Origin of the sequence: Pantoea sp. (assembly GCF_028283705.1) — a bacterium.
Taxonomy (GTDB): domain Bacteria; phylum Pseudomonadota; class Gammaproteobacteria; order Enterobacterales; family Enterobacteriaceae; genus Pantoea.
On the sequence record NZ_JAPWKD010000002.1, the window covers coordinates 160,872 to 187,126 of the forward strand.

Annotated in this window: 18 protein-coding genes; 7 read left to right on the forward strand and 11 right to left on the reverse strand. The window is 53.7% G+C overall.

What is annotated here, in order from left to right; all coding sequences use genetic code 11:
* Positions 1 to 62: 62 nt before the first annotated feature.
* The 5 genes from ihfB to serC all read right to left on the reverse strand — a co-directional run bounded on the left by ihfB (position 63) and on the right by serC (position 5,566).
* Complete coding sequence (gene ihfB, locus PW844_RS01800) at positions 63 to 347, reverse strand: integration host factor subunit beta (protein WP_003849360.1); 285 nt, start codon at positions 345 to 347, stop codon at positions 63 to 65.
* An 86-nt stretch (positions 348 to 433) separates the two neighbouring features.
* Positions 434 to 2,107, reverse strand: a complete 1,674-nt coding sequence (gene rpsA, locus PW844_RS01805) for a 30S ribosomal protein S1 (RefSeq protein WP_208714512.1) — start codon at positions 2,105 to 2,107, stop codon at positions 434 to 436.
* Between the two features lie 123 nt (positions 2,108 to 2,230).
* Positions 2,231 to 2,911: a (d)CMP kinase gene (gene cmk, locus PW844_RS01810; RefSeq protein ID WP_299446179.1), complete on the reverse strand. Its 681-nt coding sequence runs from the start codon at positions 2,909 to 2,911 to the stop codon at positions 2,231 to 2,233.
* Between the two features lie 202 nt (positions 2,912 to 3,113).
* A complete protein-coding gene (aroA, locus tag PW844_RS01815; protein ID WP_299446182.1) occupies positions 3,114 to 4,400 on the reverse strand; it encodes a 3-phosphoshikimate 1-carboxyvinyltransferase in 1,287 nt (428 codons plus the stop codon).
* Between the two features lie 80 nt (positions 4,401 to 4,480).
* The gene (serC, locus tag PW844_RS01820) at positions 4,481 to 5,566 is read right to left on the reverse strand and encodes a 3-phosphoserine/phosphohydroxythreonine transaminase (RefSeq protein ID WP_084873701.1); all 1,086 of its coding nucleotides are present in this window, start codon (positions 5,564 to 5,566) and stop codon (positions 4,481 to 4,483) included.
* A gap of 293 nt (positions 5,567 to 5,859) precedes the next feature.
* Between serC and ycaO the strand changes: the two genes are divergently transcribed.
* From ycaO to pflA, 4 genes are all read left to right on the forward strand, one after another.
* Complete coding sequence (ycaO, locus tag PW844_RS01825) at positions 5,860 to 7,623, forward strand: 30S ribosomal protein S12 methylthiotransferase accessory factor YcaO (RefSeq protein ID WP_299446187.1); 1,764 nt, start codon at positions 5,860 to 5,862, stop codon at positions 7,621 to 7,623.
* A gap of 353 nt (positions 7,624 to 7,976) precedes the next feature.
* Complete coding sequence (gene focA, locus PW844_RS01830) at positions 7,977 to 8,837, forward strand: formate transporter FocA (protein ID WP_299446190.1); 861 nt, start codon at positions 7,977 to 7,979, stop codon at positions 8,835 to 8,837.
* A 69-nt stretch (positions 8,838 to 8,906) separates the two neighbouring features.
* Positions 8,907 to 11,192 (forward strand): formate C-acetyltransferase, encoded by a 2,286-nt coding sequence (gene pflB, locus PW844_RS01835; protein WP_299446193.1) that lies wholly within the window; start codon positions 8,907 to 8,909, stop codon positions 11,190 to 11,192.
* A 156-nt stretch (positions 11,193 to 11,348) separates the two neighbouring features.
* Complete coding sequence (gene pflA / locus PW844_RS01840) at positions 11,349 to 12,089, forward strand: pyruvate formate lyase 1-activating protein (RefSeq protein WP_299446196.1); 741 nt, start codon at positions 11,349 to 11,351, stop codon at positions 12,087 to 12,089.
* 41 nt (positions 12,090 to 12,130) lie between these two features.
* On the opposite strand, the gene PW844_RS01845 is transcribed toward pflA, so the two are convergent.
* The 6 genes from PW844_RS01845 to lrp form a co-directional block, all read right to left on the reverse strand.
* Positions 12,131 to 13,282: an MFS transporter gene (locus PW844_RS01845; RefSeq protein WP_299446198.1), complete on the reverse strand. Its 1,152-nt coding sequence runs from the start codon at positions 13,280 to 13,282 to the stop codon at positions 12,131 to 12,133.
* Between the two features lie 314 nt (positions 13,283 to 13,596).
* Positions 13,597 to 14,889 carry a serine--tRNA ligase gene (gene serS, locus PW844_RS01850; protein WP_299446201.1) on the reverse strand — a complete coding sequence of 431 codons (1,293 nt, stop codon included), beginning with the start codon at positions 14,887 to 14,889 and terminating at the stop codon, positions 13,597 to 13,599.
* 93 nt (positions 14,890 to 14,982) lie between these two features.
* Positions 14,983 to 16,332, reverse strand: coding sequence for a replication-associated recombination protein A (locus tag PW844_RS01855; protein ID WP_299446204.1), 1,350 nt, complete (start codon positions 16,330 to 16,332; stop codon positions 14,983 to 14,985).
* A gap of 7 nt (positions 16,333 to 16,339) precedes the next feature.
* Positions 16,340 to 16,951, reverse strand: coding sequence for an outer membrane lipoprotein chaperone LolA (lolA, locus tag PW844_RS01860; protein ID WP_299446207.1), 612 nt, complete (start codon positions 16,949 to 16,951; stop codon positions 16,340 to 16,342).
* 174 nt (positions 16,952 to 17,125) lie between these two features.
* Positions 17,126 to 20,491 (reverse strand): DNA translocase FtsK 4TM domain-containing protein, encoded by a 3,366-nt coding sequence (locus tag PW844_RS01865; protein WP_299446210.1) that lies wholly within the window; start codon positions 20,489 to 20,491, stop codon positions 17,126 to 17,128.
* A gap of 119 nt (positions 20,492 to 20,610) precedes the next feature.
* Positions 20,611 to 21,105 (reverse strand): leucine-responsive transcriptional regulator Lrp, encoded by a 495-nt coding sequence (gene lrp, locus PW844_RS01870; RefSeq protein WP_006118610.1) that lies wholly within the window; start codon positions 21,103 to 21,105, stop codon positions 20,611 to 20,613.
* A gap of 523 nt (positions 21,106 to 21,628) precedes the next feature.
* On the opposite strand from lrp, the gene trxB reads away from it, so the two are divergent.
* The 3 genes from trxB to cydC all read left to right on the forward strand — a co-directional run bounded on the left by trxB (position 21,629) and on the right by cydC (position 26,236).
* On the forward strand, positions 21,629 to 22,594 hold the full coding sequence (gene trxB / locus PW844_RS01875; RefSeq protein ID WP_299446221.1) for a thioredoxin-disulfide reductase: 966 nt from the start codon (positions 21,629 to 21,631) through the stop codon (positions 22,592 to 22,594).
* A gap of 145 nt (positions 22,595 to 22,739) precedes the next feature.
* Positions 22,740 to 24,506 (forward strand): cysteine/glutathione ABC transporter permease/ATP-binding protein CydD, encoded by a 1,767-nt coding sequence (gene cydD / locus PW844_RS01880; protein WP_299446224.1) that lies wholly within the window; start codon positions 22,740 to 22,742, stop codon positions 24,504 to 24,506.
* On the forward strand, positions 24,506 to 26,236 hold the full coding sequence (cydC, locus tag PW844_RS01885; RefSeq protein ID WP_299446227.1) for a cysteine/glutathione ABC transporter ATP-binding protein/permease CydC: 1,731 nt from the start codon (positions 24,506 to 24,508) through the stop codon (positions 26,234 to 26,236). The genes cydD and cydC overlap by 1 nt, the downstream gene beginning before the upstream one ends.
* Positions 26,237 to 26,255 lie beyond the last annotated feature (19 nt).

Sequence of the window (26,255 nt, forward strand, 5' to 3'; positions counted from 1 at the left end):
GAGCTATTCAGGCAAAAAAAAAACGACACCAGAAGGTGTCGTTTTCAATGTTCGGTAACGGCTTAGCCGTAAATGTTCGCACGGTCACGCAATTCTTTGCCCGGCTTGAAGTGAGGAACGTATTTACCTTCCAGATCAACTTTGTCACCCGTTTTCGGGTTACGTCCGGTGCGCGGTGCGCGGTAGTGCAAAGAAAAGCTGCCGAATCCCCGGATTTCAATGCGCTCGCCCTGTGCCAACGTTGTGGCCATATGCTCGAGCATCTCTTTGACCGCATCCTCAACGACTTTCGCCGGAATATGAGTATGCTGGCCAGCAAGTCTTTCAATCAGTTCTGACTTGGTCATGTAACCTCCGGTTAATCCCTGTTTGGAAAGGTATGACAGCTTTTACCGAAACCGGGTAGCTTACGCCACCCGGTGCCTCGGGTCGATTACTCGCCTTTAGCCGCTTTGAACGCTTCAGCCATAGCGTTAGAGAAGTTGCCTTCTTCCTGTTTGGTGTTAACAGTGTTGATAGCTTCTTTCTCATCAGCCTGGTCTTTCGCACGGACAGACAGACTTACAACGCGGTTCTTACGGTCAACGCCGGTGAATTTAGCTTCAACGTCGTCACCAACACTCAGAACCAGAGTTGCGTCTTCGATACGGTCCAGTGAAGCTTCAGAAGCGCGCAGGTAACCTTCTACGCCATCAGCTAATTCTACTGTAGCACCTTTCGCGTCAACTGCAGTGACTTTACCAGTCACGATAGCGCCTTTCTTGTTCAGGGTGATGTAGTTGTTGAACGGATCTTCAGCCAACTGTTTCACGCCCAGAGAGATGCGCTCACGCTCTGCATCAACCTGCAGTACAACGGCAGCGATTTCGTCGCCTTTTTTGTACTCACGAACGGCTTCTTCGCCAGTCGCGTTCCAGGAGATGTCAGACAGGTGAACCAGACCGTCGATGCCGCCGTCCAGGCCGATGAAGATACCGAAGTCAGTGATTGACTTGATTTTACCTTCAACGCGGTCACCCTTGTTGTGGGTCTCAGCGAACTGCTGCCATGGGTTAGATTTGCACTGCTTCAGACCCAGGGAGATACGACGACGCTCTTCGTCGATGTCCAGAACCATAACTTCAACCACGTCGCCCACGTTAACAACTTTAGACGGGTGGATGTTTTTGTTGGTCCAGTCCATTTCAGAAACGTGTACCAGACCTTCAACGCCTTCTTCGATTTCTACGAAGCAGCCGTAATCAGTCAGGTTGGTTACACGACCGGTCAGCTTGGTGCCTTCCGGATAGCGCTTAGCGATAGCTACCCACGGATCTTCGCCCAGCTGTTTCAGGCCCAGAGATACACGGGTACGTTCGCGGTCGAACTTCAGCACTTTAACAGTGATTTCGTCGCCCACGTTGACGATTTCGCTCGGATGCTTAACGCGTTTCCAGGCCATGTCAGTGATGTGCAGCAGGCCGTCAACGCCGCCCAGGTCCACGAATGCGCCGTAGTCAGTGAGGTTCTTAACGATACCTTTGACTTCCATGCCTTCCTGCAGGTTTTCCAGCAGCTGATCACGTTCAGCGCTGTTTTCAGATTCGATAACTGCGCGGCGAGAAACCACCACGTTGTTACGTTTCTGATCAAGCTTGATTACTTTGAATTCAAGCTCTTTGCCTTCCAGGTGCAGAGTGTCGCGAACCGGACGTACGTCTACCAGTGAACCCGGCAGGAACGCACGAATACCATTCAGCTCAACAGTGAAGCCACCTTTAACTTTGCCGTTGATAACACCGGTAACAGTTTCAGCGTCTTCGTAAGCTTTTTCCAGCGTGATCCAAGCTTCGTGACGTTTAGCTTTTTCACGGGACAGCAGGGTTTCACCGAAGCCGTCTTCTACTGCGTCCAGAGCAACGTCAACTTCGTCGCCCACCTGGATTTCCAGTTCGCCAGCTGCGTTCTTGAACTGCTCTGCAGGGATTGCAGATTCAGATTTCAGACCCGCATCAACCAGGACTACGTCTTTGTCGATAGAAACAACGACGCCACGAACGATGGAACCCGGACGGGTTTCGATTTCTTTCAGGGACTCTTCAAAGAGTTGAGCAAAAGATTCAGTCATATTGATAATCTTCAGGATTCTTCAATTTAACGTCCACCTGACGTCATTGTCGGATGGGGTTGTTTCACATGCCCGGCACCGGATCCGTGGTACAGGGTTATAACAATTCGGTTGCCGAAAAGATTAAATGCCCAGCTTCTGGCGGGCATAATCAAGTGCTTTTTCAATCACTTGCTCAATGGACATACTGGTTGAATCCAGCACCAGAGCATCATTTGCAGGCACTAAAGGGGCGATGGCGCGGTTACGATCGCGGTCGTCGCGTTCCTTTATCTCGGCTAAAAGGCGATCAAAGTTAACACTAAAGCCCTTCTCCTGCAACTGTAGCATACGGCGATGAGCACGCTCTTCTGAACTGGCATCAAGAAAGATTTTTACTGGTGCATCCGGGAAGACAACGGTTCCCATATCGCGACCATCAGCAATTAATCCAGGTTCCTCACGGAACGCCCGTTGACGACGCAACAGCGCCTCACGCACACGCGGAAATGCCGCCACACGTGATGCCGTGTTGCTGACTTCCTGGGTGCGGATTTCCCCGGTGACATCTTCCCCTTCAAGGATCACTTGCATCTCACCCTCAACGGAGAGAAAGCGCACATCAAGATGCGCAGCCATCGGTACCAGCGCTTCTTCAGACTCAATATTCACCTGGTGGTGAAGCGCAGCCAATGCCAGTACGCGGTAAATAGCGCCAGAATCCAGCAAGTGCCACTGCAACGACTCCGCCATCGCTTTGCACAAGGTCCCCTTCCCTGCACCACTGGGCCCATCGATGGTAATAACCGGGGCGATTGCCGTCATTGTCTTCTCCTGTTGCTGGATGCGTATTTTCAGCCTGCACGGCTGTCTGGATTGCGCGGCATTATACGCTGCCCGCGCGAGGTTCGTTACCCCTTAGCGCAGACAGTGTTATAAATTTGAACAGAATCGGAGGAATTTGTGGCAACTCAGGGCCAGCAGAAAGCAGAGTGACCCGGTACATGATGTACCGGGTTGCTACGCATCAGGCCTTGTGACTGATTTTCGCCAGTTGCTGAAAATAGTCGGGGAAGGTTTTCGCCGTACACCCCGGATCCAGGATGGTCACTGGCGTGTCCGACAACGCCACCAGCGAGAAACACATCGCCATACGGTGGTCGTTGTAAGTCCCAATGTCCGCGTGCTGCAACTGAGACGGCGGCGTGATACGAATAAAATCGTGGCCTTCTTCAACTTCAGCACCGACTTTACGCAATTCAGTCGCCATCGCTGCCAGACGATCCGTCTCTTTCACCCGCCAGTTGTAGATGTTACGCATCAGGGTGGTGCCCTGCGCAAACAGCGCCGTTGTAGCGATAGTCATGGCGGCATCGGGGATATGGTTCATATCCATATCGATGGCATTTAATGCACCGCGCGTGCAGGCGATGTAATCATCCCCCCACTCAACCACCGCGCCCATTTTCTCCAGCACATCCGCAAAGCGAATATCGCCCTGCACACTATTACGACCAATGCCGGTGACACGCACAGTGCCGCCTTTAATCGCGGCTGCCGCGAGGAAATAAGATGCGGATGATGCATCGCCTTCCACCAGGTAATCACCCGGTGACTGATACTGTTGTTGACCTTTAACGACAAAGCGCTGGTAATTCTGGTTATCGACTTCAACACCAAAGCAACGCATCAGATGCAAGGTAATGTCGATATACGGCTTCGATACCAGTTCACCTTTAATGGTGATCGTGGTGTCCTGCTGGGCCAGCGGGGCCGTCATCAATAACGCCGTCAGGAACTGGCTTGAAACGCTGCCATCGACACTGACTTCACCGCCATTGAAACCACCATTAAGGCGCAAAGGTGGATAGTCCGTCTGCTCCAGATAATCAATTTTCGCTCCGCCCTGACGCAGTGCATCAACCAGATGTCCAATCGGACGTTCCTTCATGCGCGGTTCACCGGTCAACACAATGGATTGCTGACCCAGGCACAATGCCGCCGCCAGCGGGCGCATAGCCGTACCTGCGTTGCCGAGAAACAGCTCCAGGGGTTGGTCTGAATGCAAAGGGCCTGCGTTGCCGGTCACGATGCAGACCGTGCGATCCGCAGACAGCGTGTAGCTCACACCCAGCGCTTTCAGCGCGTTAAGCATATGCTTAACATCATCGCTATCCAGCAGGTTGGTGAGGCGCGTGGTGCCTTTAGCCAGCGCAGCCAGCAGCAGCGCGCGGTTAGAAACGCTTTTTGAACCCGGTAAATTTACCGTGCCATCAACGCGGGCAATCGGTTGTAAAGTCAGGGAGTCCTGCATGTGAAACCAAATCTCCAGAAAAGACGAAACCCCGTCCGAAAACGGGGCCTGAAACCAGTCAGACTGGTACTAATAAATCATCAGCCGTGGCGACGTTCAAAATCGACCATAAAGTCGGTCAGAACTTTAACACCTTCCAGCGGCATCGCATTGTAGATGGAGGCACGCATACCGCCAACCACGCGGTGGCCTTTCAGCGCATGCAGACCCGCTTTCAGTGACTCTTCAAGAAATACTTTGTCCAGCGCCGCATCAGCCAGCTGGAAAGGTACGTTCATACGTGAACGGTTTTCAGCGGCAACATCGTTACGATAGAAGTTGCTGTTATCGATCACGCCGTAAAGCAGGTCCGCTTTCGCCTGGTTCAGCTTGTCCATTTCCGCAACGCCACCCTTCTCTTTCAGCCATTTGAACACCAGGCCGGAGAGATACCACGCGAAGGTCGGTGGGGTGTTAAACATGGAATCGTTTTCTGCCAGCACCTTGTAATCAAGGATGGAAGGCACATAACTGTGAGCTTTGCCAAGCAAATCTTCACGCACGATAACCAGAGTCAGGCCAGCCGGTCCGATATTTTTCTGTGCGCCGGCATAAATCACACCATAACGGCTGACATCAATCGGACGAGACAGGATGGTTGACGAGTAGTCAGCCACGACAACTTTGTCACCAAAATCCGGCTGTTCATCAATCGCGATACCGTCAATGGTTTCGTTCGGGCAAAAGTGGACATAAGCCGCATCATCGCTCAACTGCCATTCACGCATTGGCAGAATGGCACGTTTGCCGTCGCGGGTGGTTTTTACATCGATGGTATTCGGCGAGCAGAATTTCTCAGCCTCTTTGATGGCGCTGTGCGCCCAGTAACCGCCATCGATGTAATCTGCGCTTTTCGCTGCACCAAGCAGGTTGCCGGGGATGGCAGCAAACTGTGCACGCGCACCGCCATGACAGAATAAAACTTTGTAGTTGGCGGGGATTTTCAGCAGATCGCGAAAGTCCTTCTCAGCCTCTTCCGCGACCTGAATAAACTCTTTACTACGGTGACTGATTTCCATCACCGAGGTGCCTAACCCGTGCCAGTTTGTCAGTTCTTGTTCTGCACGACGGAGCACTTCAACCGGCAGCATCGCTGGACCGGAGCTAAAATTGTAAACCTGCGTCATTTCCCCTCACCACTGTCATATCGAACGGTTATGAATACCCTACCGGTTTTATCATTGCCTCCGGGTGGCTGCAATCACTAATCCATCCGCGATCACATTTCCAGAGCCAGCCCGGCGACAGCTTATGTCATAAATGCAATCCGCAATGGAATATTGTGAGGTTTATCGGCGAACTAAAATCGGATGACAGCCAGCACACCTGAAGCCTGTAATATGCGGGTATAGCGCTGGCCGCGCAAAACCCGTACTATTGCGCGCTTTACGCCCACCTCATTGACTTAGAGAGCGCCATCATGACGCAAACTTTTATTCCAGGTAAAGACGCCGCACTGGAAGACTCCATTTCACGCTTCCAGCACAAATTGCAGGATTTAGGATTCAACATCGAAGAAGCTTCGTGGCTGAACCCGGTCCCGCATGTATGGTCAGTACATATTCGCGATCGCGACTGCCCGCTGTGCTTTACCAACGGTAAAGGTGCCAGTAAAAAGGCAGCGCTGGCTTCCGCGCTGGGCGAATACTTCGAGCGCCTCTCAACCAACTACTTTTTTGCTGACTTCTGGCTGGGTGAATCCATCGCCAACGGCGAATTTGTTCACTACCCAAACGAGAAGTGGTTCGCGCTGCCAGATGACGATAGCCTGCCAGAAGGTATTCTCGACGCCCGTCTGCGCAAATTCTATGATCCTGACGATAGCCTGAGCGCCAGCGAACTGATCGATCTGCAATCCGGTAATGCGGAACGGGGTATTTGTGGGCTGCCCTTTACCCGTCAGTCGGATCAGCAAACGGTCTATATCCCGATGAATATTATCGGCAACCTGTATGTTTCAAACGGCATGTCAGCGGGTAATACCGCAAACGAAGCCCGCGTACAGGGTTTGTCAGAAGTTTTTGAGCGTCATATCAAAAACCGCATCATTGCTGAGTCCATCAGCCTGCCGGAAATTCCTGACGCAGTGATGCAGCGTTATCCTGGTGTGATCGAGGCCATCGCGCGCCTGGAAGCAGAAGGCTTCCCGATCTTCGCCTATGATGCGTCACTCGGCGGTAACTATCCGGTTATTTGTGTCGTATTGTTCAACCCGGAGAATGGCACCTGTTTCGCTTCTTTTGGTGCACATCCTGATTTTGGCGTCGCGCTGGAGCGTACCGTTACCGAACTGTTGCAGGGCCGCAGCCTGAAGGATCTCGACGTCTTCACTCCGCCGACCTTTGATGACGAAGAAGTGGCGGAACATGCCAACCTGGAAACCCACTTTATCGATTCCAGTGGTCTGATCTCCTGGGATATGTTCAAAGACGAAGCGGATTATCCGTTTGTTGACTGGAGCTTCGCCGGTACCACGCAGGAAGAATTTGACACCCTGATGGCGATTTTCCGCGCTGAAGATAAAGAAGTGTACATCGCGGACTACGAACATCTGAGCGTCTATGCCTGCCGCATCATCGTACCGGGCATGTCGGATATCTATCCGGCTGAAGACCTGCTGCTGGCCAACAATAGTATGGGCGCTCCGCTGCGTGAAACGCTGCTGGCACTGCCGGAAAGCCAGTGGGAACCTGAAGCCTATCTGGAGCTGATCACCCAGCTGGATGATGAAGGCCATGATGACTTCACCCGTGTGCGCGAACTGCTGGGTCTGGCGACCGGTAAAGATAACGGCTGGTATACGCTGCGTATTGGCGAACTGAAAGCCATGCTGGCACTGGCCGGTGGTGACCTGGATCAGGCGCTGATCTGGACGGAATGGACGATGGAATTCAACCAATCCATCTTCAGCGCAGAGCGTGCTAACTACTACCGCTGCCTGCAAACGCTATTGCTGCTGGCGATGGAAGATGAACGCGATCCTGTGCAGTACCATCGTGCATTCATTCGTATGTATGGCGAAGCTGCCGTCGACGCTGCTTCTGCTGCCATCAGCGGTGAGGCACCTTTCTATGGCCTGCAGGCAGTAGACCTGGATTTGAAAGCCTTCCCGGCGCACCAATCCCTGCTTGCTGCCTATGAAAAATTACAGGCTGCTAAGCGTCGTTACTGGTCGGCAAAATAAATATCATTATTTTGCAATAAACACCGGCTAACAGATAAAAAGGCACTGAATGAAATCAGTGCCTTTTTTGTAACCGTCGACAACGGTTAATTTCTCTCCATCACCAAGTCACATTTTCGTATCCCTGCAGAGGCTCAGCGATAACAATTTCGTATCATTCCAGATGTCATCTTCAACAATAGTTGTATATTTTAAAAAAAATTTAAACAAATAAATTCAATAAGTTATCTTAATTTTCATCGTTAAAAATCACTTCAGGTTGCCTGGTCTCCAGGCAAATATGATCCACATCAATTCCTGACCTATACTCCTTTGTTAGTATTAATCCCAGATAATTCCTGGAGAGCGTTAGTGTGAAAACTGACAACCCGTTTAATTCATTATTACCGGCTGCAATGGCAAAGGTTGCTGAAGATGCCGGGGTCTACAAAGCAACAAAACACCCCCTAACCACCTTCTTTCTTGCCATTACCGCTGGCGTATTCATTTCTATCGCTTTTGTGTTCTATATCACCGCCACCACCGGCAGTGGTGCTATGCCTTATGGCATGGCAAAACTGATTGGCGGTATCTGCTTCTCTCTGGGATTGATGCTGGTGGTCGTTTGTGGTGCGGACCTCTTCACCTCAACCGTGCTGATTGTGGTGGCGAAAGCCAGTGGTCGTATCACCTGGGGCCAGCTGGCCCGTAACTGGCTGAATGTGTATGTCGGCAACCTGATCGGTGCGATATTTTTTGTGGTTCTTATCTGGCTCTCTGGTGAGCACATGGTTGCTAACGGTGCCTGGGGTCTGAATGTGCTGCAAACTGCCGACCATAAAATGCACCATACCTTTATTGAAGCAGTCAGCCTTGGCACCCTTGCCAACCTGATGGTCTGCCTGGCCGTGTGGATGAGTTATTCCGGCCGCAGCCTGCTGGACAAAATGGTGGCGATGATTTTGCCGGTAGCCATGTTCGTTGCCAGCGGCTTTGAGCACAGCATCGCTAACATGTTTTTAATCCCGATGGCTATCGTCATCCGTGATTTCGCCAGTCCTGAGTTCTGGCAGATGGCGGGCGCCAGTGCATCACAATTCCCGGCGCTCAGTGTCGGTAACTTTATTGTCGACAACCTTATTCCTGTAACCATTGGCAACATCATAGGTGGTGGGTTGTTAGTCGGTTTGACCTACTGGGTTATCTATCTGCGTGGTGATGACCCGGTGCATTAAGCAAGAAATTAGTACGGGCGCGCATCGCGCGCTGAACGTCAAAGTCTCCCTAAATAAGGCAGGTATATCATGACCGAACTGAATGAAAAAATGGCGTCAGCCTGGGAAGGATTTAGCGCGGGCGAATGGCAGAACAATGTCAACGTACGCGACTTCATCCAGAAAAACTACACCCCCTATGAAGGCGACGAGTCATTCCTCGCAGGTGCAACTCCGGCAACCACTAAACTGTGGGATAACGTGCTGGAAGGCATCAAAATCGAAAACCGCACTCACGCACCTGTCGACTTTGATACCGACCTCGCTTCAACCATCACTGCGCACGATGCTGGTTACATCAACAAGTCACTGGAAAAAATCGTTGGTCTGCAAACTGAAGCGCCGCTGAAACGTGCCATTATTCCGTTTGGCGGCATCAAAATGGTGGAAGGCTCCTGTAAGGTTTATGGCCGCGAACTGGATCCATCACTGAAAAAAATCTTCACTGATTACCGTAAAACCCATAACCAGGGCGTGTTTGATGTCTATACCCCCGACATTCTGCGCTGCCGTAAATCTGGTGTTCTGACCGGTCTGCCGGATGCCTATGGTCGTGGCCGTATCATTGGTGACTATCGTCGTGTCGCACTTTACGGCATCGACTATCTGATGAAAGACAAAGTTGCACAGTTCAACTCTCTGCAAAGCGATATGGAAAACGGCGTCAATCTGGAAGCCACTATCCGTCTGCGTGAAGAGATTTCTGAACAGCATCGTGCGCTGGGTCAGATTAAAGAGATGGCAGCGAAATATGGTTGCGACATCTCTGTGCCTGCCACTAATGCGCAGGAAGCCGTACAGTGGACCTATTTTGGCTACCTGGCTGCGGTTAAATCACAGAACGGTGCCGCCATGTCGTTTGGCCGTGTGTCTACCTTCCTCGATGTGTACATTGAACGTGACATCAAAGCTGGCAAACTGACCGAAGATGAAGCTCAGGAACTGATTGACCATCTGGTCATGAAACTGCGTATGGTGCGTTTCCTGCGTACTCCGGAATACGATGAACTGTTCTCTGGTGACCCAATCTGGGCAACTGAGTCTCTGGCTGGTATGGGCGTTGATGGTCGTACTCTGGTGACCAAAAGCACCTTCCGTTTCCTGAACACGCTGTACACCATGGGTCCATCACCGGAACCTAACATGACCATTCTGTGGTCAGAAAAACTGCCGATTAACTTTAAAAAATACGCGGCCAAAGTTTCCATCGATACCTCATCACTGCAATATGAAAATGATGACCTGATGCGCCCTGACTTCAACAACGATGACTATGCCATCGCCTGTTGTGTTAGCCCGATGGTTATCGGTAAACAAATGCAGTTCTTCGGTGCCCGTGCTAACCTGGCAAAAACCCTGCTGTACGCAATCAACGGCGGCGTTGATGAAAAACTGAAAATGCAGGTTGGCCCGAAAGAAACGCCAATCACTGATGACGTGCTGGAATTCGATACCGTAATGGCGCGCATGGATCACTTCATGGACTGGCTGGCAAAACAGTATGTCACCGCCCTGAACATCATCCATTTCATGCACGACAAATACAGCTACGAAGCCTCACTGATGGCACTGCATGACCGCGATGTTTACCGTACTATGGCATGTGGTATCGCTGGTCTGTCTGTGGCTGCTGACTCCCTGTCTGCCATCAAATACGCCAAAGTAAAACCGGTGCGTGATGCTGACGGCCTGGCTGTTGATTTCGAAATCGAAGGTGAGTATCCGCAGTTCGGTAACAACGATGCCCGCGTCGATGACATGGCCTGTGACCTGGTTGAACGTTTCATGAAAAAAATTCAGAAACTGGCAACCTATCGCAACGCCGTACCGACTCAGTCTGTGCTGACCATTACCTCTAACGTGGTTTATGGTAAGAAAACCGGTAACACCCCGGATGGTCGTCGTGCCGGTGCACCGTTCGGACCGGGTGCTAACCCGATGCACGGACGTGACCAGAAAGGTGCAGTGGCTTCACTGACTTCCGTCGCGAAACTGCCGTTCGCCTACGCCAAAGATGGTATCTCTTATACCTTCTCCATCGTGCCGAATGCGCTGGGCAAAGACGACAACGTACGTAAAGCTAACCTTGCTGGCCTGATGGATGGTTACTTCCATCATGAAGCCAACACCATTGAGGGCGGCCAGCACCTGAACGTTAACGTGATGAACCGCGAAATGTTGCTGGATGCGATGGATCATCCGGAGAAATATCCGCAGCTGACCATCCGTGTTTCAGGTTACGCAGTACGTTTTAACTCGCTGACTAAAGAGCAGCAACAGGATGTGATTACCCGTACTTTCACCAAGTCCCTGTAATTCAATCCCGGTAATAAAAGGCTCCTGCGGGAGCCTTTTCTCCAGGTCGTTTTGCCAGAAGGCTTATCTCAGGCACGCTGGCAAAACCGACTTAAACCTCAGAGCACAACAAAGATTGTGCCGCCTGATTTCAGGCTAACCGGAGAACTCATCGCAATGTCAGCCATCGGTCGTATCCACTCCTTTGAATCCTGCGGCACCGTTGACGGCCCAGGCATCCGCTTTATTACCTTCTTCCAGGGCTGCCTGATGCGCTGCCTTTACTGCCACAATCGTGATACCTGGGATACTCACGGTGGTAAAGAGGTGACCGTTGAGGAGCTGATGAAAGACGTGCTGGCGTACCGGCACTTCATGAACGCCTCTGGCGGCGGTGTCACGGCATCCGGCGGCGAGGCTATCCTGCAGGCAGAGTTCGTGCGTGACTGGTTCCGCGCCTGTCGGGCCGAGGGAATAAATACCTGTCTGGATACCAATGGTTTTGTGCGTCGCTACGATCCGATCATCGACGAGTTACTCGAAGTGACCGATCTGGTGATGCTCGACCTGAAACAAATCAATGACGATATTCATCAGATTCTGGTCGGCGTTTCCAACCACCGTACGCTGGATTTTGCCCACTATTTGCAGAAGAAAGGAATCCGCACCTGGATTCGCTTTGTGGTGGTTCCCGGCTATTCCGATGATGACGATTCAGTCCATCGGCTGGGAGAATTTACCAAAGACATGGATAACATTGAAAAGATCGAACTGTTGCCTTACCACGAATTAGGTAAGCATAAATGGATTGCCATGGGTGAAGAGTACAAACTGGAAGGGGTAAAACCGCCCAGCAAAGAGACCATGGAACGGGTGAAGAATATTCTCACCGGCTATGGGCACCAAGTGATGTATTAAATCGTAGCGGCGCAGTCAATTGCGCCGCCACAACGTATGCTTTAGGCGTGGGCCACCGGCGTGGCATGATGATCCGCCTTACGCAGCAACATCACCAGATAAACCAGCGCGACCACTGCAATCATCACAAACAGCAGACGGTCAGAGTAGCTTTGCATCAGCATCGCCGTCATACCCGGCCCCACCAGGCTGCCAATGGTGTAGCTGAATAACAGCGCCTGGTTCATTGCCACCAGTTCATGATGCGGGACCGTTTCACACGCCCAGGACATTGCCACCGGATACAGCGTAAATCCAGCCAGACCCAACACGAACAACGCCGGAGCCATGGCGGCATCGCTGAGCATGGCAATCGCGCCCAGAATCACCACAAACACCTGAACACGCAGCACCAGCAGACGACCGAAGCGGTCGGCCAGACGGCCAACCGGCCACTGCCCCACAATGCCTGAACTCACCAGCAACGCCATCCAGTACCCGACGGTTGCATCGCTCATGCCCTGATGAGCAAGATACAGCGGCATCAGGCCGTAAAGTGAACCCAGCACAATACCGGAAATAATGCAGCCGTTAATACCGAGGCGGGAGCTGCGGCGACGCAACATTGGCCAGATGCGACCCGGTGAAGCGTCTTCGCTGGCAGCACCGGCATTGACGCGCACAAACACCACCGGCAGCACCGCACACAACACCAGCGCCGTGACCCACGGAATGACATGCAGCAGTTCGGTCGATACCCGGCTGACCAGCAATTGTCCGGCAACGGTGCCAAGATAATAAATGATCATATACGCAGCCAGCAGCTGGCCGCGATTGCGCACCGTGCCGCTGCACAACAAGGCGCTTTCAACCACTACCCACATCAGCGCACAGCCAACACCCGCGACAAAACGCAGCAGAGTCCAGCTGTAGAAACCATCCAACAGTACCATCCCCACCGTCGCAACGGCAAACAGCACGGTCGCCAGATAGTAACAACGGTTAAAACCGTAATGCGTGATCAACAAGCCAGCGAGCAGAGTGCCCGCCAGATTACCGGTATAATACGATGAACTGACCATCCCCACCTGCCAGGTCGGCAGTTGATCATGCGTCAGCCATAACGGCACCAGCGTATTAAGCACAGCAATAGACACCGTCAGAAGCAGCAAACCGCAAAGCAGTAGCAGGACGGGGCGCGACCAGGTTGACATAGGGATAAAAACCAAAGAATTGGAGAGAATTGCGCGCAGTTTGCCATTCGCTATTTTAAAGTCAATGTGCAAAAAAAAACCGCCGCACATTTTGCTGCTGAACAATTTAATTTTTTTATCTTCAGTTAGTTAGAGTACGAAAGAACATTCTCTACCGTTTGGCTATCTCTATGAATTTGCATATTTTTAGGCAACAGAGGCGGGATAGTATCGATAACGTTTATTTCTGATTAATCCGCGGCAAAGATTAAACCGCTTTGTACTTAAGAAATAAAAAAACCCGGCATAACCGGGTTTTTAAATACAGCGGAAGATTAACCAATAAATTCAATGCCGCCCATATAAGGACGCAGAACTTCAGGCACTTCAATACGACCATCCGCCTGCTGGTAGTTTTCCAGCACCGCGACCAGCGTACGACCTACCGCCAGGCCAGAACCGTTCAGGGTATGGACCAGACGAGGTTTCTTCTCTGTCTTACTGCGGCAACGTGCTTGCATACGACGCGCCTGGAAATCCCACATATTGGAGCAGGAGGAGATCTCACGGTAGGTATTCTGAGCCGGTAACCACACTTCGAGATCATAGGTTTTGGTGGAACCAAAGCCCATATCACCGGTGCACAGCAGCACTTTACGGTATGGCAGATTCAGCAGTTGCAGCACTTTCTCGGCATGACCGACCAGTTCTTCCAGCGCCTGCATGGAGGTTTCCGGTGCCACAATCTGCACCATCTCCACTTTGTCGAACTGGTGCATACGGATCAAACCACGCGTATCACGGCCATAGGAACCCGCTTCAGAACGGAAGCATGGCGTATGTGCAGTCAGTTTAAGCGGCAGGTTTTCTTCTTCGACGATTTCATCGCGGACCAGGTTGGTCAGCGGCACTTCCGCCGTCGGAATCAGCGCGTAGTTGCTGCTGCCCGCTTCTTCATCCAGCGGTTTGGTATGGAACAGGTCTCCACCAAACTTCGGCAGCTGACCAGTGCCATACAGCGTGTCCTGGTTAACCAGGTAAGGCACATAGGTCTCAAGATAACCGTGCTGCTGGGTATGCAGATCAAGCATAAACTGGCTCAGGGCGCGATGCAGACGGGCAATCTGACCCTGCATGACCACAAAACGTGAGCCGGTCAGTTTCACCGCCGACGCGAAATCTAATCCTTTCGCCTGCTCACCCAGCTCCACATGATCTTTGACCTGGAAATCAAACTTGCGTGGTTCACCCCAGCGTGCAACTTCGAGGTTTTCGGTGTCATCTTTACCCAGCGGGACTTCGTCTGCCGGCAGGTTTGGCAGTGCCAGCGCAAAATCACGGATTTCGTTCTGCAGGGCATCCAGTTCTGCTTTAGCAGCATCCAGGCGTTCGCCCAGCGCGTTCACTTCCTGACGCAGCGGCTCGATGTCTTCCCCACGGGCTTTGGCCTGACCGATGGATTTGGATCGGGAGTTACGCTCAGCCTGCAGATTTTCTGTTTCGACCTGCAATACTTTACGACGCTCTTCATGGGAGCGCAGCGTTTCCAAATCCAGTTTAAATCCCCGGCGTGCCAGTTTTTCTGCGACTGCGTCTGGCTCGTTACGCAGCAGATTGGGATCGAGCATGCTTATCCTGTGTAATTAAGGTTGATTGAACGAATGAAGGGATGCATCCCTCTGGAATGCATTGAATTCCTTGCTCACCTTACCGTAACGTCTTTAGGAGCGGTAGCGTTTTATCGGGCTATTTTGATCCTGTTCAGCCAGCCAGGCGAGTTTTTCGCCAATTTTCCCTTCAAGCCCACGGTTGGTGGGATGATAGTAGCGTGTTTGTGCCATTTCCGGTGGGAAGTAAACTTCACCTGCGGCGAACGCATTCGGTTCGTCATGGGCGTAGCGATACTCTTTACCCAGCCCCATCTCTTTCATCAGCCTGGTGGGTGCGTTGCGCAGATGCTCAGGAACATCGTAATCAGGGAACTCACGCGCATCATGCATCGCCGCTTTGAAGGCGGTATAGACAGCATTACTTTTGGGCGCACTCGCCAGATAAACAATGGCCTGGGCGATGGCCCGCTCGCCTTCGGCTGGTCCTACGCGGGTAAAACAATCCCAGGCAGCAATCGCCACTTGCATCCCTCGTGGATCGGCATTACCGACATCCTCTGAGGCGATCGCCAGCAGGCGACGCGCCACATACAGCGGATCACCACCGGCGGTGATAATCCGCGCATACCAATACAATGCCGCATCCGGCGCGGAACCCCGTACCGACTTATGCAAGGCGGAAATCAGATCATAAAAACGGTCGCCTTTATTATCAAAGCGCGCAGCCCGCTCACCCGAGACCTCATTAAGTAGCTGTGGCGTCAGCTCGCGTTGGCCCTGAGCATTGATCTCCGCCATATCGGACATCATCTCCAGCGTGTTCAGAGCCCGACGTGCATCACCATTCACCAGCTCGGCAATCATGCGCCGGGTATTGTCCGGCAGCAAAATGTCGCTGTTGCCATAGCCTCGTTCCTTGTCCTGCATTGCCTGCTGCAGAACCTGCTCAATATCCGCCGTGGTTAACGATTTCAGCAGATAAACACGCGCCCGCGACAGCAGCGCCGAGTTCAGTTCAAACGATGGGTTTTCCGTGGTGGCACCAATAAAGGTGATGGTGCCATCTTCGATATGCGGTAAAAACGCATCCTGCTGGCTTTTATTAAAGCGATGCACCTCATCCACGAACAGGATAGTGCGACGACCGACCTGACGATTTTGCCGGGCACGTTCAATCGCTTCGCGAATCTCTTTCACCCCGGAGGTCACCGCAGAGATACGCTCGACATCGGCTTTGCCGTAATGTCCGATAATCTCTGCCAGTGTCGTTTTCCCCGTCCCTGGCGGCCCCCACAGAATCATCGAATGCAGATGGCCCGCTTCAATCGCGCGCGGCAGCGGTTTACCGGGTGCCAGTAAATGTTGCTGACCGATGTATTGCTGCAACGTCACCGGCCGCATACGCGCGGCCAGTGGCTGAAATTCATTACTGGAGGAGAAATCCAGGGAAAGGTTACTCACCGTGACCTCACTGACGTTGATCGTCTACCGTTACCCCTTTAGGCGGCGTAAAGGTGAATTTGTCCGGGCTGATAGCACCATTGGTCTGGCTTTTGAGCTGATAGCTGCTGCGCTGGCCATCCTGCTCAATCGCGCTGAACTGATTAATAGTGCCTGACGGCGTTACCGTAATGGTGAATTGCTTGAGATTACCGTCGCTGCTTTTTGGCGTCAGCTCAAAATTATCGCCCTGCTGCTTAATGTTATATTGCTTCCAGTCACTCGGCTGGTTACGGGCAATCAGCATAAACGGCGTGTTGCTGGTGGCATTCTTCAACCAGCTGGCACTGACCTGTTCCACAAAGGGATTATAGAACCACAGCGTTTTACCATCGGAAATGATCACGCTCTCATCCGGAGCCGTCATATGCCAGTTAAACAGGCTCGGACGTTTGACCCACAGTTCGCCTTCTCCATCCTGCACATTCGCACCGCTACCATCGGTGACTTTCTGGCTGAAACTGGCATGGAAGCTGCTCACTTTATTCAGACGCTGCTGCAAATCACTGGACGCATCCGCCAGCACGGAAGCAGAAAGAAAAGAGGCCAGCAGACCACAGGCAATAACGCGTAATTTCATCTGATTCGATTCCTTATTCATTGTTTCCCGACACTTACTGCATAAACGTAGTTGCCGCACTGTCTGTTCGACAGGAGAAAAAGCCGAAAACTCCCGTTGATATGGGGATCGACTGCCAGATAAACAATGGGCCAGTAAATACTGGCCCGGGATTAACGCTGGTACTGCATCGGGTTACATCTCATGCGGTGGTGGCGACAGCACCTCACGGTTACCGTTATGTCCAGGTTCGGACACAATGCCCTGCGCTTCCATCTGTTCGATAATGCGCGCAGCACGGTTATAACCGATACGGAACTGGCGCTGGACACCCGAGATCGAGGCACGGCGTTTCTCCACCACAAAAGCCACCGCCTGATCGAACAGCGGATCCAGCTCTTCGTCACCTTCCAGACCAGCCCCACCACCTTCACTCTCTTCGCCCGCGGTAATGCTATCGATATACTGCGGTCGTCCACGCGCTTTCCAGTCCTGCACGACAGCATGCACTTCCTGGTCGCGCACAAACGCGCCGTGGACACGCATCGGCAGCGACGAGTTAGGCGGCATATACAGCATGTCACCCATCCCCAGCAGCGATTCTGCACCGCCCTGATCGAGGATGGTACGCGAGTCAATTTTACTCGATACGGTAAAGGCGATACGTGTCGGGATGTTAGCTTTGATTAACCCGGTAATCACATCCACCGACGGACGCTGGGTTGCCAGCACTAAGTGGATGCCTGCCGCACGCGCTTTCTGAGCCAGACGGGCGATCAGTTCTTCCACTTTCTTGCCAACCGCCATCATCAGGTCAGCAAATTCATCGACCATCACCACGATGTAAGGCAGTTTTTCCAGAACCGGAGGCGTGATATCCATGCTGTCGCCCGGTTTCCAGAACGGATCGGGAATCGGACGCCCCATCGCTTCAGCCTGCTCGACTTTTTCGTTGTAACCGGCAAGGTTACGCACGCCAAGCGCCGACATCAGCTTATAACGCCGTTCCATCTCACCCACACTCCAGCGCAGCGCATTGGCGGCGTCTTTCATGTCGGTGACCACTTCCGTCAGCAGATGTGGAATACCTTCGTATACGGAAAGCTCCAGCATTTTCGGGTCGATCATGATAAAGCGCACTTCTTCTGGCGTGGCTTTATACAGCATGCTGATGATCATGGCGTTAACGCCGACGGATTTACCCGAACCGGTAGTACCGGCTACCAGCAAATGCGGCATTTTAGCCAGATCGGCCACCACCGGCTGGCCGGCAATGTCTTTCCCCAACACCACCGCCAGTGGCGAAGGATTGTCGCGGAATTTGGCACAATCCAGCACTTCGCGCAGATAAACCGTCTGACGATGTTTGTTCGGCAGTTCCAGACCCACATAGGGCTTGCCAGGAATCACTTCCACCACACGCACTGCCACAGCGGAAAGCGAACGGGCCAGATCGCGCGACAAGTTGGAGATACGCGCGGCTTTAACGCCCGGTGCCAGATCCAGTTCAAAACGGGTGATAACCGGGCCAGGAGAGATCCCCACCACTTCCGCTTTGACGCGATAATCGGCCAGACGGGCTTCCACCAGGCGCGCCGTCTGTTCCAGCGCAAACATATCCACCGGCTCCTCTTCCGCTGGCGGCTGCGTCAGCAGATCGAGGGTCGGCAGCGGCGTAGAAGGACGCTCCAGCGGCTGTTCATGGCGAACCAGGAACGGATGGAACAAGCTATCCTGCACCGGTTTCGCGGGTTTTTCTTCCACAGTGGGTTCAGGCTCAGCAGCGGACCACGGGCTGCTTTCCTCATCAAAGGAAGTCTCCACCTGTGGCTGCGGCGCAACCGGTTGTTGCCACTGTGTGGGCGCAGGAACTTCGGGTTCCGGTGTCGCCGCGATGGTGAACAACGGCTCAGTTGGGCTGTCATCCACCAGATCTTTCATCGGTGAGAAATCAAACGCTGACGAGGTATCGAGGTTAAATACCGGTCCGTCATCAGGCTCAGGCGCTTTTTCTTCCCCATAACGCTGTTGCTGCTGCTCAGCAAACTGGCGCGCCAGCTGTGCCTGTTGCAACGCTTCTTCGTCTTCCGCTGCGGCTTCCGTGTGCCAGCTTTCGCCATAACGCTGCTGTTGCTGCGACTGGAAAGCATCACGCAACTGCGCCTGCTGCAAAGCTTCTGCATCATCAGCCGCAAGCTGATCCAGCACAGGTGACGACACCGGCTGCTCTGTCTCTCTGGCTTTCTCTTCCGCCATCCGCTGCGACGGCAGTTTGATACCATAGGATGCCAGTTCACGTCGTGTCGGCAGTTTCACCGGATTCGGACGAGGCAGTTCCGGGCCAATACCCTGTTTAACCTGCGGATTGTAATCACGCTCCGGCACCACATCGAACGCTGGCATGTAAGGCGCACTGGATGATGCGGCCTTGACCGCTCCGGCAGCCAGGGCGGCGCTGGCCGTGGTGTTCAGCGCTGACGGGACCTGCGCAGCATCCTGCCAGTTACCCATCTGTGGACCATCATCGTCATCCACCGGGGAGAATGCGGGTGTCTCAGCAGGAACCTCAAACCGATACAACGGCGGCTGAGGTGCTGCAACGGGGACGACCGGAGCAGGCTGCGTCGGCTGCACGGGTTGCGTCACAGGCTGCGGCGCAGCTGTTTCTGCTGGCTGGAGCGGAGCCGCTGGCGCAACCTGCGGCTCCTGCAAAGCGGCTTCACTGCTCACGGCAATGGCGGCAGCCGTCGCGGCACTGGCTTTCGCCAGCAACGGATCATCCTGCACATCGGCCAGTGGCGCTTCATTCACCTTACGGGGTTTAGCCAGCAGAACATCATCGTCATCAGACGCAGCGGCACGCAGCGGGGGAACAACGTCATCCGCCTGCTGATGTTCATCTTCGTCCTCATACTCATCATCTTCCTGCCAGGGTTCATCATGACGGGAGCGATTGCTGGCAAACGTCAGCACCCCCATCACCACGCCACCAATTCTTTCGGCAATCGTCAGCCATGACCATCCGGTATAGAGCGTAATGCCCGCAGCCCACACGCACAGCAGCGTTAAGGTGCCGCCTGCCGAGCTGAACCAGGGCGCCATGGCGTTGCTGATCAGACTGCCGATCACGCCACCGGAGGCGAAATACCAGATATCGTCAGCATTTAGTGCCGCCAGACCACAGGTGGTGACCACCAGCGCCAGCACGCCAATCAGACGTAGCCCAACGGCAAAGTAGTCGATGTAGTCGTGGCGATCGCGCTGGCGGAAGGTTATCCAGCATAAGCCGATGATCACCGGAGGAATGGCATAGGCCATCACGCCGAAGATAAACAGCAAGGTATCAGCCAGCCATGCCCCCACGCTGCCACCCAAATTATGGATAGGCTCGTGCCAGGCCGTCTGCGACCAACTGGGATCGGAAGGGTTAAAACTGACCAAAGAAACCATCAGATAGATGGCGAACAAGGCCACAAGGATGAGCAACGCTTCAAGCAGCCGACGTCCGCTGCTCAGCGGTTGTAATGAAACGTCTTTGTCTTCTGTATATTCCTGGCTCAAGAGAACTCTCCAGGTGCCTGTAAATTAAGAAGGCAACAGCGTCGGGCACGCCCGACGCTGGTCCTGTATGAATTCACAGGAGTGTACCGAAATCCTGCAAGTTTTGCACCTGCCCTGCGTTAACGGGTTTTGATCACCAGACGATTGCTCTGTTTGACCTCTTCCATTACCACATAGGTGCGGGTGTCGTTCACGCCTGGCAGGCGCAGCAAGGTTTCGCCCAACAGTTTACGATACGCTGACATATCCGGCACACGGGTTTTCAGCAGATAGTCAAAGTCACCGGAAACGAGGTGACACTCTTGAGTTTCCTCAAGTTTTTGCACGGCGGCGTTAAATTGCTCAAACACATCGGGCGCACCACGATTCAGAGTAATCTCAACAAACACCAGCAGTGAAGCATCGAGATAATGCGGGTTGAGCTGTGCAGTATAACCAAGAATGAAACCCTGACGTTCCAGGCGGCGAACACGCTCAAGACACGGCGTCGGCGATAAGCCCACACGTTTCGAAAGCTCAACATTGGAAATACGACCATCCTTTTGCAATTCGTTGAGGATGTTGCGGTCGATTCGGTCCAGATCTTTTCCGGGGCGCTTCTTATTGTCTACCATTATTATTGTCTCTCTTAATTCCTTCCCTTAACCTGCCACACCCTGAAAACGTTCATTGTTCAGGGCCTTACTCGAAGTGAAGACCATAAGCCTGTGCAGTAATGCGACCATCCGTATGACGCATGTTGTCTGTCCACATCATGCGTCATTACCAATGTCAGGCTGAGTTTATTTGGCGAAACAAACCAAAACAGGCATGAAATTCTGTTTCGAATCGCTAAATCTTCTCTGCTTCTGATAATGTTTTCGCAAATGCGCAGGCGATTGTCAAAGTAAAACATCCAAATTCAGTACAAGATGCCATACAGAGTGCTGGGTTCCTGTTTTCTAATGAGATTTTTTATACAGCTGCACCACAAATTACCGAGCATTGCCCCCTTTTGGCGCAATCGGCGTGCAGAATCACCACTCATCGTCTACGCCGCTTGCAGCGATTGTTAACAAAATCGCTCAAGACTTTTTTTGCGCCGGTAATTTCCCTACAATCATTCGCTATGTTGTCAGACAAGAAACTGAGGAACACATGAGTACGGCCAAACACAGTAAGCTGCTCATTCTGGGCTCCGGCCCTGCCGGTTACACTGCGGCAGTCTATGCCGCACGCGCCAACCTGAATCCGGTCTTGATTACCGGTCTGGAAAAAGGTGGTCAGCTCACCACCACCACTGAAGTGGAAAACTGGCCGGGCGACCCGCACGATCTGACAGGTCCATCGCTGATGGAACGTATGCATGAGCATGCGGAGAAGTTCAACACCGAGATCATTTTCGATCATATTCACACCGTTGATTTGCAGAACCGTCCGTTCCGCCTGACCGGTGACAGCGGCGAATACACCGCGGACGCACTGATCATCGCCACCGGTGCTTCTGCCCGTTACCTTGGCCTGCCTTCTGAAGAAGCGTTTAAAGGCAAAGGCGTATCGGCCTGCGCCACCTGTGACGGTTTCTTCTACCGCAACCAGAAAGTCGCGGTAATTGGCGGGGGTAACACCGCCGTGGAAGAAGCGCTGTACCTGGCGAATATCGCTGCTGAAGTTCACCTGATTCACCGCCGTGACAACTTCCGCGCCGAGAAGATCCTTATCGATCGTCTGATGGAAAAAGTGCGCAACGGCAATATCGTGTTGCATACCGATCGCACCCTGGATGAAGTGGTGGGTGATCAGATGGGTGTGACCGGTTTGAAACTGCTGTCAACCAAAGGTGAAGAGCCAGCATCGCTGGAAGTTGCCGGTCTGTTCGTCGCTATCGGCCATAGCCCTAACACGGCGATCTTCGAAGGTCAGCTGGCGCTGGAAAATGGTTACATCAAAGTTCAGTCCGGTCTGCACGGCAACGCCACCCAAACCAGCATCCCGGGTGTCTTTGCCGCCGGTGACGTCATGGACCATATCTATCGTCAGGCGATCACCTCCGCCGGTACCGGTTGTATGGCAGCGTTGGATGCTGAACGTTACCTTGATGGTCTGGTTAAAAACGATAAGTAAGTTGTTAATAACTTGATCATAATTGCCGGAGGCGACCTGTTTTGGTCGCCTTTTTTATTACCTGCGTGCTACAGTTCATGCGCCTGACCTTGCAGAGGTTTTCCCCTCTCCACGGCTTCTTATCTGGATCATCGAACGGCTTCGCATGAACAAATCGCGACAACAGGAACTTATCCGCTGGCTTCGCCAGCAACGTCATCACGGTGCACGCAGCCTGCGTCTGGTTTCTCTGCTGGGCTTTGCCAGCGCCCTGGTGATCATTGCCCAGGCATGGCTGCTCGCCACGCTGTTACAGGCGCTGATCATCACTCATCTACCCCGCGCTGAACTTATCAGCCAGTTTGCCCTGCTGCTGCTGTGTTTTGTACTGCGCGCCGCACTGAACTATGGCCGTGAGATGGCTGGTCAGCGCGCGGGGATGGCGATCCGCCGGGCGCTGCGGCAGCAAGTGCTGGACCGACTGAATGCGCTGGGTCCGGCCTGGATTCAGGGTAAACCCGCCGGCAGCTGGGCGACGCTACTGCTGGAGCAGATTGAGGAGATGCAGGAATATTACGCCCGCTATCTGCCGCAAATGTCGCTGGCGGTTTTTATTCCCTGCGCCATTCTGGTGGCGATTTTCCCGATTAACTGGGCAGCCGGATTGATTTTGCTGGTCACCGCCCCACTCATTCCGCTGTTTATGGCGATGGTCGGTATGGGCGCTGCCGATGCCAACCGACGTAATTTCCTCGCGCTGGCCAGACTCAGCGGGGATTTTTACGATCGCCTGCGTGGCCGCGAGACGCTGCGCCTGTTTGATCGTGCCAGTGCCGAACAACAGGCCATCAGCCGTACCACCACCGATTTTCGTCAACGCACCATGGAGGTGTTACGTCTGGCCTTCCTCTCGTCAGCGGTGCTGGAGTTTTTCGCTTCACTGGCGATTGCCGTAGTGGCGGTGTATTTCGGCTTCTCCTACCTTGGCGAGCTGAATTTTGGTCATTACCACAGCGGCGTCACGTTGTTTGCCGGTTTCCTTGCATTAATCCTCGCCCCGGAATTCTTCCAGCCACTGCGTGATTTAGGCACCTTTTACCATGCCAAAGCCCAGGCCGTGGGCGGGGCAGATGCACTGGATCGTTTTCTTCAGGACAGCCCCGACACACCCGCATCAGCAGGCGCAGTAGTCACGTTTTCCGCGCCTCTTGAGCTGGAAGCCAGCGATCTGGTGGTGATGACCGCCCGCGGCGAAGCGCTATCTCAGCCGCTGACCTTCCGCCTCGCAGCAGGAAAACGCGTGGCGCTGGTAGGGCAAAGTGGCGCGGGCAAAACTGCCCTGATGAATGTGTTGCTCGGCTTTCTGCCTTATGCGGGATCGCTGAAAATCAACGGTACGGAGTTGCGTGACATCGATCGCGCCAGCTGGCAGCAACAACTGGCCTGGGTGGGGCAAAACCCGCACTTACCTGCTGCCACTCTGCGTGAAAACGTGTTGATGGGACGCAGCGTCACTGAGGCAGAGCTGGAGCGCACGCTGGATGATGCTGGCGTCGCGGAATTTCTGCCACGGCTGCCCCAGGGGCTGGATACGCCTCTCGGTGATAGCGCGACAGGCTTATCCGTCGGCCAGGCTCAGCGTGTGGCGGTGGCCCGTGCGCTGCTGAAACCGGCGCAACTGCTGTTGCTGGATGAGCCGGGATCAGGACTGGATAGTCAGAGCGAACAACGGGTGATGGCGGCCCTGAAACAAGCCGCGACACGACAAACCACCCTGATGATTACCCATCAGCTCAGCGACCTCGCCAGCTGGGATGAAATCTGGGTGATGCAAAACGGTCAGTTGGTGCAGCAAGGTCACTGGCAACAGCTGCATCAGCAGGAAGGGCCATTACGCGAGATGGTGCAGCATCGTCAGAAGGAGATTGCCTGATGCATAGCCTGATGCCTTTTTTACGTTTATGGCGACGTCATCCGTGGCGTCTTGGCCTGGGAATGGTGCTGGCGATTGCCACCCTGCTGGCGAGCATTGGTTTGCTGACCCTGTCCGGCTGGTTCCTGGCTGCCTCTTCGGTGGCGGGCGTTGCCGGTCTGTACAGCTTCAACTATATGTTACCCGCCGCCGGAGTACGAGGTGCAGCGATCATTCGCACCGCAGCGCGTTATTTCGAACGTCTGGTCAGCCACGATGCCACCTTCCGCGTGCTGCAACATTTACGCGTCTTCACCTTCAGCAAATTAATCGCGCTGGCCCCGCAACAGCTGGCGCAGTTTCGCCAGGGGGACCTGCTCAACCGTTTTGTTGGCGATGTCGATACGCTCGATCACCTTTATTTGCGCGTGATCTCACCTCTGGTGGGGGCTGCCGTGGTGATCGTTGCTGTGACCCTCGGCTTAGCCTGGCTGGATGTGCCGCTGGCGCTATTGCTTGGCGGCATCATGCTGGCAACGCTGTTAGTGATACCGCCGCTGTTCTGGCGTTTTGGCGCCAGTGCGGGCCAGCAGATCGCGCAGCATCAGGCTAACTGGCGTTTACAACTCACGAACTGGCTCACCGGACTGGCTGAACTGCAAATCTATGGCGCGGCCCCGCGCTGGCGGGCACAGCTTGACAGTGAGGAGGTCGACTGGCAACAGGCCCAGCGCAAGCAACATCGTTTGCAGGCTGTGGCGCAAAGTCTGTTGTTACTGATTACCGGTGTCACCGTGACGCTGCTGCTGTGGATTGCGGCTGCCGGTGTCGGCGGGGACAGCGCCCCAGGGGCATTTCTCGCCCTGTTCGTCTTTTGTGGCCTGGCGGCGTTTGAAGCGCTGGCTCCGGTTGCCGGGGCATTTTTGCCGCTCACGCAGGTCACCAGCGCGGCACAACGGGTGCAGGAAATTATCGATCAACCTCCGGCTATTCGTTTTCCACCAGCCAGGGTCAACACGCCAGCGGGCATTAGCCTGACGCTGGAAAATATTCAGTTCAGCTACCCGCAGCGTCCGGAAGCCGTGCTGCATAACTTTTCCCTGAGCCTGCAGACGGGTGAACACCTGGCGTTGCTTGGGCCTACCGGATGCGGCAAATCCAGCCTGCTGGCATTGATCACCCGCGGCTGGGAGGCGCAGCAGGGTAGCATCGCGCTGAACGGGATCCCGCTGGCGAACTGGGACGAAACCTCGCTGCGCCAGCGCATCAGCGTCGTCACACAGCGGGTTCATCTGTTCAGTCAGACGTTACGGGATAACCTGCTGCTGGCCTGCCCCGCTGCCAGTGATCAAGAACTTACCGCCGCCCTGCATCAGGTGGGGCTTAGCCATCTGGCTGAACACAGCGAGGGGCTGAATGCCTGGATGGGAGAAGGTGGTCGTCCCCTTTCCGGTGGCGAGATGCGCCGTCTGGCGATTGCACGGGCCTTGCTGCACGGTGGAGACCTCTGGCTGCTTGATGAGCCAACCGAAGGGCTGGATGCCACCACCGAACAGCAAATTCTGATGCTGTTGCAGCAAGTCACCCAGGGGAAAACACTGATAATGGTGACACATCGCCTGAGTGGGCTGGCGCAAATGGACCGTATTTGTGTGATGGATCAGGGACAGATTATTGAATCTGGTTCTCATGACGAATTAATCTCAAAAGAAGGACGTTACTGGCGTTTCCACCAACGCTTTGCGCTATAGTCTTAGCGAACTGCCGTAA